Source organism: Fibrobacter sp. UWB10, assembly GCF_900182935.1.
Classification (GTDB): Bacteria; Fibrobacterota; Fibrobacteria; order Fibrobacterales; family Fibrobacteraceae; genus Fibrobacter; species Fibrobacter succinogenes_O.
In genome coordinates this window covers 134,604-148,907 of record NZ_FXUE01000002.1, presented here as the reverse complement: position 1 = coordinate 148,907, position 14,304 = coordinate 134,604, and the positions used below count along the sequence as shown (strand labels likewise).

Sequence of the window (14,304 nt, the reverse complement as noted above, 5' to 3'; positions counted from 1 at the left end):
AAAAGCCTCGGTGAAAACCGAGGCTTTTTTTAGTGGCTTGGCGACGCTCACTTTTTGTTCATTAACCAATTCACGGCGTCGGAGAGGGTGTGGACCTGAACAATCTTCATGCCGGAGGTATTTTCGGGCAGACGGCCGCCCGCAGGCACGACCGCCTCCGTGATTCCCAGGCGGCGGGCTTCCTTGAGCCGCTGTTCCAGCAGGCTCACGGAGCGGACCTCGCCAGACAGTCCAAGTTCACCGATGACAATGCACTGGCGACCGAGCGGAATCGCGAGGTGGTTACTTGCGATGGCAAGCGCTAGGGCGAGGTCCGACGAAGTGTCGGAGACCTTCAGCCCGCCAGCAATCGACACGAACACGTCGGAGGCACCAACGATAACGCCGCCGAACTTTTCGAGCAGGGCCAGAATAATCGTAAGGCGCTTGGGATCGATTCCGGCCGCCACGCGCTGGGGGACCGCAAACGTGGTCGAACTCACAAGCGCTTGCGTTTCAAAAAGCATGGCTCGAGTGCCTTCGAGCGTACAGCAAACGACGCTCCCGGGCGTCGGCGGAACGTTTTCTTGCAAGAACACTCGGCTCGGATTTTCGACCGGAGAAAGCCCGTGCCCCGTCATCTCGAACACGCCGATTTCATCGGTTGCGCCAAAGCGGTTCTTGATAGTCCGAAGAATTCGGTACTGGTGATTGCGGTCGCCTTCAAAGTACACAACCGTATCGACCATGTGTTCCAAAATGCGCGGGCCCGCAATCTGGCCATCCTTGGTCACATGCCCGATCAGAATCGTAATGCAGCCCGTATTCTTGGCAAAGACCATCAGGTCGAGCGTGCATTCGCGAAGCTGCGTGGCGCAGCCCGGAGTGCCCGACAAATCGCTCTTGTAGACCGTCTGGATTGAATCGATTACAAGCACTTGCGGCTTGAGTTCTTGCGCCTGTTGCAAGATTTTTTCGAGGCTGGTTTCGCAAAGCAAAAGCATGTCAGAGCCTGCGACATTCAGGCGCTCGCTGCGGAGCTTCACCTGAACCGCACTCTCTTCGCCGCTCACGTAAAGCGTCTTGACGCCGGCGGCTGTCATGGTGGCGAGCGTCGAAAGCACCAGCGTGGACTTACCGATTCCCGGATCGCCACCAATGAGCACCAGGGAACCTGGTGCAAGCCCGCCCCCCAGCACGCGATCAAATTCGACATTGGCGGAGCTCAGCCGCCGCGTATCCTCAGTCGCGACATCTTTGAGCGGTACCACCTTGTGCACCGGGCCCCCCAAGCCGCGCGAGGCTCGCCCGCCCTCGAGAATGTTTTCGACCACATGTTCTTTGAGGCTACTCCAAGCACCACAAAACGGACACTTGCCCGCCCACTTGGGCGTGGTGTTGCCGCATTCGGTGCATAGAAACTCAATTTCTTTTTTCGCTTTCGACTTGTTTAGTGCTACCATGTGCACTAATATAACAAAATGCGCCTGACACAAAATGTCAAGCGCAAATAAATGCACAAAAAAGCACTATCCTTCCTGGCTCTGTCGGGCTATTCCGTACGCCCGACCTCGGCTAGCAAAAAATCCTCAATCCGTAAGCCCTTCCAAAACTGTTTTTCGGCTGCATGACCGATGTTTTTAGGCTATTTCGGCAGGTTCCGACTTCGCAGCGTTTCCGTAGCCGTACAGAATGACTGGACAGAGCCAAAGGGTCATTTTCGCAGCTTTTTCGCAGTTTCGACCCAAAAGTACGGTCTGGCCCGACAGAGCCAACGGTCACAGAACCTATTTGCCTTTATTCAAAATCATCCTGCTTATTTTTCTTCCAACAGGTAATCCAAGATTTTTACCAGCAATTCGTTGGCGGGGCCCATGGCGGTCTTACCGGCAATGCGGATGTCCTTCGGGTTTTGAACGTAGTCAAAACCTGCGGCAATGCCTGCCTTGATTTCGTCGTCGCCGTTCTTTAACATGCTTTCCATGGATTCGGGCGTGGCTTCTAGATGGAACTGCAATGCGATTCCGCTGCCGATTTTGAATGCCTGATTCTGGCAGGCTTCACTAAAGGCGAATGGTTCTGCAATGCCCGGTAGTTCTGGAATGTCAAAGGTTTCGCCATGCCAATGGAAAACGTCCAGGCTTTCGGGCAAATTCATTTCTTCGACTGCATCGCCGGTGAAGGTGACGGGGAACCAGCCGATTTCCTTTTCGGGATTTTTCTTGATGGCCGCGCCAAAGGCGCTTGCGATCATCTGGGCACCGAGGCAGATTCCCAGAAGGGGCTTGCCCAGCTGCACCATGTCGCAGCAAAGTTCTTTTTCGCGAACAAAATGAGGGTACTTTGTTTCGTCCAGAACGCTCATGGGCCCACCCATCAAGATGGCGAAGTCCACGTCGTCTTCATGAGGAATGGGGTCGCCGGCGTAAAGGCGCACGATATGAACGTTGTGCCCCTTGGCCTGCAGGTAGGGGAGAATCGCTCCCGGACCTTCGTATTCAACATGCTGAAAAATATAGGTTTCCATAACCGCAAATATAAAAAAGACCCGCGATTTCTCGCGGGCTAATTTTTTGGGCGGTCGGATCGCCACAGCAGGTTCGCAGTAATACAAAAAGGCTTGACAGAGCCGAGGTCATGACCGCAGTGGAAATGCAGTTGGAATGCAGTTTTTTTTGTAAAAATCGTAAAAAAATACAGTTTGACTTGACAGGGCCTCCTTCCTATTGCGAATCCTTATAAGCCTTTTTGCCATAACACAAATATATCTTATTAAGGGAGACTAAAAGAATTTGCAGAAAATAATATTATCTTAGGGGTGTGAGTTTATTATGAAACTGCTTGTTGTGAAACCGTATATTGTTTTAACACTTTTTGCGACCGTACTCAACCTCGCCGGTTGCGCTATTTTGCTAAACCCCAAAACAGACACCCAGGAAATAACCTTCGAAGCAGAAGACGGCAGGGAATACGATTTTTATGTGGACAATGCTCTCGTTTGCCCCCATACCGACAAATGCGTTTTTGTTCACAACAAGAGAAACAGTATCTGCCAACATACAGTCGACCTCAAGCGAGGCGAAATTGTTTATGGGACACTGTTTTATGGCTACTGGCAAGAACGGTCGACGCTCGCCAAGGTGATGGCTGAGCGCAACGACAACGAGTGTCCCGAAGTATGGGACGGAGAAAGTGTAATCGTGGAAATTAATCCCGAATAACGATCAAGCTACCGGACATTCACTCGGTGAACGGTAGCCCCGACTCTCACAACGTACGAACCCGAACGCAAGTTCTGCACGACAGTCTCGGTTCCTGCAATAGCGCCTTGGCGCACGATACGGCCTTGCAAATCCATAATCGCATACGTTTTCGCAGAAGCGCCTGCAGCAACGATGGTAAGCGTCGAGCGAGAGCTGTTGCGGACTGTAAAGTCCGAAGCGATTTTGGCAGCACGCACAGCAGGTTTTACGGAAGGACCTGCCTTAGGCGATGCAACCAGATTCATGTTCGTTAAGACATGCAAGTTACTCATTGGCGTACGGCGGTCGCAGAGGAACATATCGAAATCGTAGTTCTTCCCTGCGACAAGCTTTCCCGAAACGCCTTCAAATTCGTCCAGATTCAGGTATCTAGGAGCAGGCAAGTGGAGGCCGCCCAAATCAATTGCCAGTTTGTTGTCGATATACACCCACATGTCATCATCCGCGCGAACCGCAAGGAATGCCCCCGGTCGATAAGTAAACTGCGAATGAGCCTCTAGGCAGAAATGCTGGTTAACATCGTTTACGACGCGATCGTCCCACGAAAGAACATCATAGACATCGGGGTGTTCCCCATCAGCAAACTCGCCCGCTGCAGCCGGATACAAATCAATATACGGAACTCCCGTCTTAGGCTCTATCGCAGACCAATCAACAACCTCGCCAAACATCTGTTTCGCAGTGTCGGAAATGAAGTCGTACTCAGGCGTGCCGCTACCCATGCCATACCTGACGCCGCCAGGCCCCATTCTCAAAGTAGCAGCTGTTGCACACGTTCCCGTACACGTCTCTTTTTCGACAGAATCGGCAAGGTCGTCCAAAGGAGTGAATGCCTGCGAAGGATACATGAATTTGTAGCTGTCAAATTCCCACAATCCGCTTTCGGTCATATAGAAATACACGCCACGCGAATCACCTTTATGAACGACATTCACACCCGAAGTTTCCTTGAACATCGCGTCGAACGCCTCTGTACTTACGAAGCAGCCGCTTGCTGTATCATAGGTCGGCTTTTTCGTCACCGAGTCAAGAACATCAGCAACGATTCCGGGAGTCAATCCAATGCAAGGAACCGTATTCGCGGCACCTTCGCCAGGATAGTTGTACTTGGCGGTCGTAGAATAGCACGTATTAGAAGCTACGTACGGGTAATCATCGCAGGTAAAGGCTCCATGCAAGTGAGCATCCGTATCGTAGAACGTTACCGGCAAGAAATAGCGGCAAGTGCCTTGAGCATCTAAATCAGATGCTGCAAAAACGTCGCCACCAGCCGGATTCATTTTAGGGTCAGCAAAGAAGAAAAGCGTGTCTTTTTCGTAGGCATCAAATGCCACATCCAACGGAATCGGAACCAGAGAGTCCCCCAACCCTTTTGCACCGATAGCTTCTTTTAGGGAACTGTCATCTTTCTTGAAGATGATGAAATCGCTCGGGGCATTTCCGTCAACCCACGCCGTATAGAACCAGCCGCACCTATCATCAGCGGGCCTGAGCGGCCTGCCACTCGCAAACTTTCCGTCACCCGACCACATGGGAGGAGTAATCCACCAATCCTCATCATCGGGCGGCAACACATAGAGATACTTGATTTTCGGCTGTGTCGAAGAAACCAAGGTTTTGCCCGGCTGCGTAGGATCTTCAAGAACGAACACACTGTTGCCAGCCCCCGGGCACTTGATATCCATTTTCCCGTCAAGGTAAACGAACCCCTTAGGCACGGAGCGGTCCCATTCCGTCTGGAGGACATACCTCATCGGAGCATACAGACGATCCACCAAGGCAAAAGTCGAATCCTTTAAACTACTCTCCGATTGAGACAAGTCCGCTTTAAAATAGCCCGTCGCGGCATCGTAGCGAGAAACAACTTCGACTCCCGTGTCAGTCGTCAAGACATAGAAGTGTCCCAACCAATTTTCAGGAATTTTGAAATAGAGCGTACCTTCGCATGTCGCAAAGGTATTTTGCACACCCAATACAGCCAACGCTGCAAACAGAATTTTAGACAATTTCATATAAAGTCCTCCTTCTTTGCTTGTTCTTAATATAAAAAAAGTTTACTTTCCAGTCAAGTTTGCAGTTTTAGACCCCTGAAAAAGATGTATATTTGTGTACAACTTAAAAATAAAGCCTAATGAACAAGTTTTTCGGTATATTTGCGATTATGGCGGCCCTGCTCCTTGCCGGTTGTGCGGCGGCCATACACATCATGTTGGACGACCAAAGTGTCACCATCGTTGCCGATGACGATGACAGCTACGATTTTTATGTAGATGGCAAGCTTGAATGCCGCAATACATACGAATGCATTTTTTTCCGCAGCACACATTCGCGTTGCCAAATGACGATTGAAGCAAAACGCGGTGAAATTGTCTTGGGAACGCTGCAATACGGCTATTGGGATGAACCGCCCTTAATCGTCAAAATACTTATAAACGACCAAACCGATAGAAACAAATGTCCCGAAGGACTTTTCGGAGCTCGCGCGAAGGTCGAAATCAACAAATTCATCAAGAAACAAGTAGACGCCGCCGAAATGAAAGAACGACTCGAAAGAGCCGACAATCTGTGGAACAAGTCCCCACTCAGCTCAAGTTCCAAGGAATTAGAAAAAAATTTTTCCGATTATCCCTAAAATCAAGTATATTAGAGATAAATACTTGAGGTGTATATGGGAGCAAAGTTCTTATTAGCTTTAGGGGTTGCCCTGTCGGCGGCCCAGGCATTCGGTGCCGTGTATTATGTAGCGACCGATGGTAGCGACAACGCGGCGGGCACAAAGGACAAACCCTTCGCAACTCTCAACAAGGCAAACAAGGTGGTAACCGCTGGCGATACGGTGTGGATTCGCGGCGGCGTGTACGACCTGCACGATACGGTGTTTTTTGCGCGCTATCAGATGACGGCGGGCATTCTGCTGACGGCGAGCGGCGAGAGCGACGATAACCGCATTCATTATCTTGCCTATCCGGGAGAGCGTCCGGTTTTTGACGGGGCGAACCTTCCGGTGGGTATCGGCAGGGAGTATAGCGATGGCACGCCTGCGAATGCGATGTACACGTCGCCTATCGTGATTTCGGCGAAGTTCCTGCATTTGAAGGGGTTTGAGGTTCGCAATACGCCCATGAAGCATAATTCAAATTCGGGTGTGTATCTGTATGCGAGCAAGCACATTTTTCTAGAAGAGATGGATAGCCACCACAATGCGGGTCCGGGATTCTTTGCGAACGACGGTGCTGCAGATGGCGGCGGGCACATTTTTTTGAATTGCGATGCCCACGACAATTACGACCCTACGGGTTGGCAGGGCGATGGCGAAAATGCGGACGGTTTCGGTGCGCATTACCAGAGGCCGGGCGATGGCGATACCACCAAGTTTATCGGGTGTCGCGCCTGGTGGAACAGCGATGACGGTTTTGATTTTATCAACCAGGAATTTCCGGTGGTTCTGGAGAATTGCTATGCCATGGGGAATGGCTACAGCGATTACGGGCGCGGGAACCCGAAAAATGGAAACGGTTACGGAATCAAGATGGGCCAGAGCACGTATGGCACCGGACATCATATCATTAAGTATTGCGTCGCTTGGAATAATAAATCTTCGGGCTTTTACGCGAACTACACCAATGCCGGCAGCCAGTGGCTCAACAACACGGCCTACATGAACAAGGATCGTTCTTTTAGCATGGCATCGACGCTCTACGCCAAAGACGGCAAAACTCGCCTTGCCGAGGTGGCCCCGCTTACGGGCGACAACGCGCATGTTATGAAGAACAATATCGCATTCCCGAACAAGCTTTCGCAAATCGGAACTTGCTGGGAAAAGATTTCGAGCCAGAATATAGACCATTATGTGGACTGCCCGGCGGGTGAAAATAACACCTGGAATTTGAATCTCGACCTGACCGAAGACGATTTTGTGAGTCTCGACGACCCGAGCATGACTGTAACCGGCGAAGACCTCTCGTTAATTCCGGGAATGCTTGGCCCGCGTAATGCCGACGGTAGCTTGCCTAACGTAGACTTCTTAAAGCTCAAGGAAGGGAGCCGCGCCCTAGAATTAGGCCTGGGAGCGTACCAATACAGTGCTTCTGCGGCTCCAATTGCCAAGAAAATCCGGAAATCAACGAACTCGCACGCCCAAAATGCGCCTGCGAGAGTGTTCGATTTGCAAGGCCGTTACTTGGGCAATTTCAGGCATAGCAAAACACGCCGTTATTTCATAACAAAGTAATAAAAATCACTTCCCAATTGCGCTTTCACGCCTTTGTTTGCGAACCCCATCAAAACAGGACTCTAACTCGTTAGCAGACAACGAATTAGGGACTCATTTTCGCATACTTCCAAGACCAAATTTCATGCATTTTCTATACTTGGAATCAAGTTGATCAAGAGACCGACGACATTTATAGGAACAGCCGCCTTTGCCACGGCTGTTGTTGGCGCCATTGCCCTTGGCGTCTGGTTTCTTCATGCACTTTTGGAGCGATTCCTGTCTACTCCGCACTCTGTTGCCGGTATAACGATCAGCCCTTACGGGCATAGAATGGATGACCTTCTGACCCACCATTTCGATTCGATTCGAGTTTCGTTGGACGGCACCGACATCAAGGTATCCAACCCGAACCTGGAAATCACCCTCATTGGAAACCCCAAGGGCCTACGCCTAGCTACGGACACGCTCATTGCCGAAATCCAGGTGCCCAAGGAATCTGACGACAAGAAATCGAAAAAGCTAGACAGCATTCCGAAATTCCCGGAGAAGCTCAAGATTCACCTTCCGGCGCAAATCGATGTGAAAGAAGCGCGAGTCAATCTTTCGGACGGCAAGAGCTGGCAGGCAAGCAACGTTTCGATTGAAAGCCGCGGGCAAAAGGCACTCACCCTTAGCGCAAAGAACATCAGCGGCGACTACATAAGCACGCCCACCAGCGTGAAGCTGAACGCAGACTTTAACACAGACAAGCTGAAGATTGACGGCAAAATCAAGACCAAGAAAGATTCTATTGCCTTAAAGGTCGAAGCCCCCAAGGACAACCTCGGGAAAATCAAGACGAGTACTAACCTGACCATCACGAATCCGGAAGACTGGATTCCGGTAGAATTGCCGAAGATTCTGCCCGAGCTAGGCAAAGTCAAGGTGAAGGCAGACGCCAACATAGACCTGCTAAAGAACAAGACCTCTTACGATGCAACCATCGAAACGAGAATCGGAGAATTTTGGCCGCTACTTGCAGAGAACGTGACCATCAACCTTTCGGGCGACATGGATAACGTCGATGCCGACGTGACTCTCAGAAACGACGAAGGCGGAACCATTGTTCTGAACGGAAACTTGGACAACAAGGAAAAGAACGTATTCTTTACAGGGCGAGTTGACCGCATGAGCGCCATGTTCGGACCGCAGATGATGCCGCTCGATTTGGAAATCAAGTCGGCTGAACTGTTCGACAACGAGCTCACGGTTTCTATCGAGACAAGGCAAGGTTCTCTGATTGATGGTATCATCAATTTCAAGGATTCGCTTTCGATTACGTTTACGGGCGACATTTCGCCTTACGAACCATGGGCGCTAGACTGGACACAAGGCAACCTGACCTTGGGTGACCGTGCAAAATTCTACGGTGCTTTTGACGGGCATTACCTGAGAGTTCTCGCTAAAATCAAATCGATTATTAACGCGTACCACATGACCGCAGACTCACTGCAGGTGACGCTCGCACTCAACACGAAGGGTATCGACTTTACGAACGGCACCATTTACACGCCGAACGAAACATTCGACTTTGATGGCGATGTGAAATGGAACGACGAACACCCGCACACTTCTTGGAACGTAAGGCAACAAAACGGCGGCAGCGCAAGCGCCTACATTCACATTGCAGATTCCATTGCTCTCGATGTTCAAGCCAACAAGGTCGTATTCGAAACGGTTCCGTTCTCTGACATAAAAATCGGTCGAAACATTCGAGGCAAGGTGAGCGGTGAATGGCACCATGACTTTGACAATCGCTTTGGGTACATGGAGGCGGCCGTAGATGGCGGTTTGGATGCGTTCAACGTAGGTCTAGAAACATCAATCCGTGCTAACGGCGACACGCTGTTCATTGACAACTTCAAGGCAATGCACAACCGAAACTCGGTAACCGCCTCAACCATATTCATTCTGCCGAACGATTCAAATCCAGACTTCAAGCCTACAACGTTCTTGCCGGTAGAAGTTCTGTTCGCCAACATTTCTTCGCACGACTTCAGTATTCCGCTGTTGCTTGAAGGCTTGAACGACAGCACCCTCACTTCGGGCATGCTGAACGGTGACCTCACTTACAGCCAGGGTAACAAGCTGATTGGCAACCTGAACTTTTCTGATATCAATTTCAGAAAGATATCGCCGGAGTTGTTCTACATTCGAAAGCTGAACATTTTTGCCGAAAACGACAAGGTCGAACTCAACTCTTACTTGGATATCGGCGGCGGTGGCTGGACGGGCAACACACAGGTAATTATCAACAACGTGTTTAACGATCAGCGCCATGTAAGCTTCTCGCACGGGAGCGACAACGGCGGTACACTCTGGGCAGAAGGCTTTATCGACAACGACTTCATATTCAAGGGCACGGTCGATGCAAATGGTTCCTGGTTTATTCCGGGCACCATGAACGAAATCAAGAACACCGACTTGCATATCGACGTTTCGGCAGAGCTACGTAAAGGACTTTCCGGCATTACAGCAGACTTGAGTCTCGATTCTACCATTTACGAACCGCCGCGAACCAAGGTTCCATTCCCGATTTACATGCGCGGGCATGTTGAAAACGGACTCCTGAATATTTACGAAGCCAAATCCAAGAACGAAAACGACGAAGTTATTTCGGGCACGTTGCAGTTCAACCTCGACAGCATGAAGTTGGATTCTATCACCGTGCATACCGACCGCTATTCCATTAAGACTGAATCGCACAACCTTGTGTTCGAAAACGTGAGCAGTACCATGGTCGACAACGAAGACGAAATGGTGGTTACTGCAAACATTCCGAAAATTTCGTACCAATTCCACAATATGATTTACGGCGATGCCGAAGCCATTGCACGCGGCGACATCGGTCTCATTATCCCGCACGGACAAGAAGGCATTATCAAGAACAGCACCATTACAGGCAATATCTCTGTCGACAAAATGGTGTTCTACAGAGACTTCGACATTGACATTACGCCGGCCGCATTGGATAAGTACTTGACCATGTTCAACAACTTTGTCGCCAAGTTGCGCAAGAGCAGCACGCAAGAAGAAAAGATATCCGTATCGAGCCCCATTAACCTTGCGGTGCATATCAGCGACTCTCAGACAGATTCCATGGCCGTCGTAACGCCATTTGCGACCTTCCCGCTTACGGTTGACATTTGGGTGCTTGGCAACACGGTGCGCCCGCTACTGCGTGGCGATATCACCAACACCAACAGAGGCTTTATTGGCGTTAAGGACATTTACGAATTCGAACTGAACTCGTTCATGATTTCTTGGAACGACGTTCCTTGGCAAAAGGGAGCGATTGACGTTTCGAGTAGCCAGGAACTCCCCTACTGCGCAGAAACAAGCGAGACCGAAAAAGAAACATGCCCGATTAACCTTGATTTGCAAGGAACCATTGCAAACCTGCAGGCCGTACCGTCGTCGAACTGCGGTACTGACGCTTCTACCGCATCGATATACTACAACATTTTGCTGGGCTGTATCGCAAACGACAACGGCGAAGAAACCGACTGGAACAAGCTTGCCGGTAAGGCTATCGGTAAAGTCATTTCGACAACGGCCAACAAGACCTTGGGCGGCGACTACATTGGCGATATCGACATGAAGGTGATGTTCTTTGAAAACAACACCACCGGCGATAAGGATTCCAGCTACTTCAAGATTCCGATTTCGCTGGACCGCTGGGTTAAGGATTTGAGCTTAATCTTTGGCTACACGCAAGACCAAAGCGTAAGCCCCACTTACGATCAGTCGTTCCAATTCGGCATCAATTACACGTTGCCCGTGTTCCAAGAAGACATTTACTCGCATGAAAACCACTTGTCGCCGACATTGTACTTGAACGGCATGCTGACTTCTAAGCAGTACCTGACAAATACAGGTGCCGGAAGTAATGACCGACTCGAAAAAGACGTCAGTATCAACTACGTGTATCGATTCTGGAATCCGTGTCTACTCGGTATCGGGCGATGCGAAGCTATAGAATCACCTTCCAAACAAAAGGAGGGTCGCAAATGAAAAAATTCCTGTTCCTTCTTTTAGCTTTTGCGTTCGTCTGTTTCGCAGCCGATGACGATAAGCACCCTTGGTACGTAAACCTGAAGGGTAACAAGGCATTTTCGAATTTCCAGCTCGAAGAACAGCTTGACATTCCCGAAGAATTCGGCAAGATGGACACAACCAAGCAAGACTTCATGATGCGTCTTTCGCTTGAAAACATCAAGGCGCTTTATTATTCTCGCGGCTATTACAGCCTTAGCATGTCCATGGAAATTCACCGCGACATTATTTCAGCAGACAGCAGCGTGCGCGGCTATTTCATTACCATTCGCGACGGCGAGCGTTACCGTTTTAGCGGCGGAAAAATTATCGTTCCCGAAGAAAGCCGAGTTGAACTAGACGAATCGAAATTGAATATCGCGCAAGACCACCTTTACAATCAAGACGACATTGCCGAAGATTTGGAAGACATTCAAAAGGCTTACCGCCGCGAAGGTTACTTGCACTCAACGCTTTCTTCAATCGAAATGATTGACACCACGCGCAAGAAAATCTTTGTCCAGATTACGGTGAATCCCGGCGCGAAAGTCATGATGGGCAACATGATTTCGTCTAGCCACCGTTCCAAAGACAAGCGCAATCCAAACGTAGTGATTTCTGAAACGGGCCTTACCGACACCGCATGGCTTTCAAGCCTATGGCGCATTCCAGAAGGCGAAATTATTGACGGTAACCAGTACAACACTTTCCGAAACAAGCTTTTCTCGACACAGCTATTCACGCAAATCAAAATGAGCGACTCGCTCCGAGAAGACGGCCTTTCAGACGTTTACCTGAACGTTACGGAACGTATTCCGGGCGAAACCCGCTACGGTTTCTTCTTCGAAGAAATTTACGGATTCGGTGCATTCGCCTCGGCAAAGCACAAGAACTTCTTAGGGCACTTTCATGAATTTTCGGCAAGTGCGCAAATTGCCCAGCACAAGCAGGAGGCCTCTATCGGTTACGCCAACCCGCTCTTGTTCGGAACCTCGTTCAGCTTTATTCCGACTGCAATCCGCTTTGAAGACCACGTTACGCTAAACCACGAAAAAATCAACCCGCCGGCATACCCCGACAGTTTGGAAGAACGCTACGAAGTCATCAACCGTGCAGACTTGACCTTCGGCATTACAAAGCACATTCGTTTCCGCGGTACATTCGATACTCGTTACGTGAACAAGAACCAAGACAGGCTCTTCAAAGTGAAGGGCGAAACTGCACTCACCTTCGACTACACCGACGACTATTTCAACCCCACAAAAGGTATTCGACTTGCCCCTACATTTGGCGCAGGCTCTAACTGGAAAGCCGATCTTCAAAACCCGACCATGGTGGGCAACCCTTACACCTACGGCGAAATGACCATCAACCTTTACCACCCGCTATTCTGGACTTTTTATGGAGCTATAAGCGGCAGCGCGGGTAAGTTCTTCGCCAAAGCACTCGAAGACGACGCCAGAATCTTTTACCAGGGCGGTACGCGTTCTGTGCGCGGTTATAGATTCCGCAGTATTTTCGCAAGCGATACAAGTTACGAAAGCACCGTCGATGACGACGGCAACGATATTATCGACACCGTCATCAACACAGGCCTAACACCGCTTTACTTTAGATTCAACGAAGAAATCCGCTGGACATTCCCGTGGAAATCTTGGCAGCGTTGGCAGATTGTGCAGTTCTATGATTGGGCGAAAGTCACCGACAGCGAAAGTTCTAAATACGCCGAAAAAGAACGCGAAAGCTTTGGTTTCGGAGTCCGTTATCGCTGGCAGTTCTTGACGTTCCGCCTAGATTATGCATTCAAGAAAGATTTGAGCAATTGGGATTTGGAGCACTTTGCTTCAGGCCGATTCGCCTTCGACCTATCGCAAACATTCTAGCCGCCAACCGTTTCGCGATAGACATTCGCGAGGTTCGATGCCGCAGGCACGACGTTTGCGTTGATTCCGGCAGCCGTAAGCGCCGCACGAATTTGCTCTAATGACGCGACAGAGTCTACTTTAAAGGTTGCGGATTCGCCGGCAAGGTCAGCGACTCGCCCGCTCTTCAAAAGCTGTCCACAGTCAATGATGGCGTAATCGGTCGCCTCTTCTTCCATTTCGGCCAGAATATGCGAGCAAACGATAGCGGTACCGCCTTCGTCTTTGCGCCAGTCGGCAAGCAGACTCCACACGGTTTCGCGAGCCATCGGGTCCAAGTTTGCGACCGGTTCGTCGAGAATCAAGAGCCTGGGAGACGGCGCCATAGCACGCAGCAATTGCACCTTCTGGCGATTGCCGAGCGAAAGCTTGCCCATGCGGGTTTCAAGGCTCGGCAATTCCAGCTTTTTCGCAAGAGTCGCAATACGTTCGCGGGCGGCAGATTCATTCCACTCGGGCTTGCGCGCCGCATAAAATCCAACAAAATAATCGACATATTCCGCAATCGAAAGCTTGGGGTAAACGCCCGGATTTTCAAGCAAGATTCCGCAGGCGCAAGGGTCAAGAAAACCATTCTTGCCGCGCAAACCGTCCGCAATTTCAAGCGAACCCGAAAACTTCGAGAATCGCCCGCACAAGAGTCGCAAAAGCGTGGTCTTACCCGCCCCATTCGGGCCCAAAAGCGCAAAGAAACTGCCTTCGGGAATTTCGAGATTCACCGAAGCAAGCGCCTTTTCCGACGCACCGGGGTAAGCAAACGAAACACCTTGGACCTTAATCGCAAACATAAGCGTAAATATAGAAAACGAAAAGTGGCCCGCCCACGCGAACCACTTTTCAATATCTTGCGCCA

At 50.2% G+C, this 14,304-nt stretch carries 9 protein-coding genes; 5 read left to right on the top strand and 4 right to left on the bottom strand.

The genetic code is table 11. The features are described 5' to 3' along the window. Positions 1-47: 47 nt before the first annotated feature. Positions 48-1,442 (bottom strand): DNA repair protein RadA, encoded by a 1,395-nt coding sequence (gene radA, locus QOL41_RS05220; RefSeq protein ID WP_283428900.1) that lies wholly within the window; start codon positions 1,440-1,442, stop codon positions 48-50. Positions 1,443-1,795: 353 nt separating this feature from the next. Further along, positions 1,796-2,506, bottom strand: a complete 711-nt coding sequence (locus QOL41_RS05215; protein WP_072830128.1) for a type 1 glutamine amidotransferase — start codon at positions 2,504-2,506, stop codon at positions 1,796-1,798. A 304-nt stretch (positions 2,507-2,810) separates the two neighbouring features. Here QOL41_RS05215 and QOL41_RS05210 point away from each other — a divergent pair, with 304 nt between their 5' ends. Beyond that, positions 2,811-3,200, top strand: coding sequence for a hypothetical protein (locus QOL41_RS05210; protein WP_283428899.1), 390 nt, complete (start codon positions 2,811-2,813; stop codon positions 3,198-3,200). An 8-nt stretch (positions 3,201-3,208) separates the two neighbouring features. Here QOL41_RS05210 and QOL41_RS05205 read toward each other — a convergent pair whose 3' ends face one another. Then, a complete protein-coding gene (locus QOL41_RS05205) occupies positions 3,209-5,254 on the bottom strand; it encodes a fibro-slime domain-containing protein (RefSeq protein ID WP_283428898.1) in 2,046 nt (681 codons plus the stop codon). 119 nt (positions 5,255-5,373) lie between these two features. Here QOL41_RS05205 and QOL41_RS05200 point away from each other — a divergent pair, with 119 nt between their 5' ends. The 4 genes from QOL41_RS05200 (at position 5,374) to QOL41_RS05185 (ending at position 13,412) form a co-directional block, all read left to right on the top strand. Then, positions 5,374-5,874, top strand: coding sequence for a hypothetical protein (locus tag QOL41_RS05200; protein ID WP_283428897.1), 501 nt, complete (start codon positions 5,374-5,376; stop codon positions 5,872-5,874). A gap of 36 nt (positions 5,875-5,910) precedes the next feature. Further along, positions 5,911-7,473 (top strand): right-handed parallel beta-helix repeat-containing protein, encoded by a 1,563-nt coding sequence (locus tag QOL41_RS05195; RefSeq protein ID WP_283428896.1) that lies wholly within the window; start codon positions 5,911-5,913, stop codon positions 7,471-7,473. Between the two features lie 150 nt (positions 7,474-7,623). After that, positions 7,624-11,508, top strand: coding sequence for a translocation/assembly module TamB domain-containing protein (locus QOL41_RS05190; protein WP_283428895.1), 3,885 nt, complete (start codon positions 7,624-7,626; stop codon positions 11,506-11,508). Beyond that, a complete protein-coding gene (locus QOL41_RS05185) occupies positions 11,505-13,412 on the top strand; it encodes a BamA/TamA family outer membrane protein (protein WP_283428894.1) in 1,908 nt (635 codons plus the stop codon). Before QOL41_RS05190 ends, QOL41_RS05185 begins: the two co-directional genes overlap by 4 nt. Here QOL41_RS05185 and QOL41_RS05180 read toward each other — a convergent pair. Beyond that, positions 13,409-14,239 carry an ABC transporter ATP-binding protein gene (locus QOL41_RS05180; protein WP_283428893.1) on the bottom strand — a complete coding sequence of 277 codons (831 nt, stop codon included), beginning with the start codon at positions 14,237-14,239 and terminating at the stop codon, positions 13,409-13,411. The two genes, QOL41_RS05185 and QOL41_RS05180, sit on opposite strands and share 4 nt — an antisense overlap. Positions 14,240-14,304 lie beyond the last annotated feature (65 nt).

What these genes read in the sequence shown, in the direction of transcription:
- radA (WP_283428900.1), bottom strand. Translation starts at nt 1,442, where the DNA reads ATGGTAGCACTAAACAAGTCGAAAGCGAAAAAAGAAATTGAGTTTCTA.
- QOL41_RS05215 (WP_072830128.1), bottom strand. Translation starts at nt 2,506, where the DNA reads ATGGAAACCTATATTTTTCAGCATGTTGAATACGAAGGTCCGGGAGCG.
- QOL41_RS05210 (WP_283428899.1), top strand. Translation starts at nt 2,811, where the DNA reads ATGAAACTGCTTGTTGTGAAACCGTATATTGTTTTAACACTTTTTGCG.
- QOL41_RS05205 (WP_283428898.1), bottom strand. Translation starts at nt 5,254, where the DNA reads ATGAAATTGTCTAAAATTCTGTTTGCAGCGTTGGCTGTATTGGGTGTG.
- QOL41_RS05200 (WP_283428897.1), top strand. Translation starts at nt 5,374, where the DNA reads ATGAACAAGTTTTTCGGTATATTTGCGATTATGGCGGCCCTGCTCCTT.
- QOL41_RS05195 (WP_283428896.1), top strand. Translation starts at nt 5,911, where the DNA reads ATGGGAGCAAAGTTCTTATTAGCTTTAGGGGTTGCCCTGTCGGCGGCC.
- QOL41_RS05185 (WP_283428894.1), top strand. Translation starts at nt 11,505, where the DNA reads ATGAAAAAATTCCTGTTCCTTCTTTTAGCTTTTGCGTTCGTCTGTTTC.
- QOL41_RS05180 (WP_283428893.1), bottom strand. Translation starts at nt 14,239, where the DNA reads ATGTTTGCGATTAAGGTCCAAGGTGTTTCGTTTGCTTACCCCGGTGCG.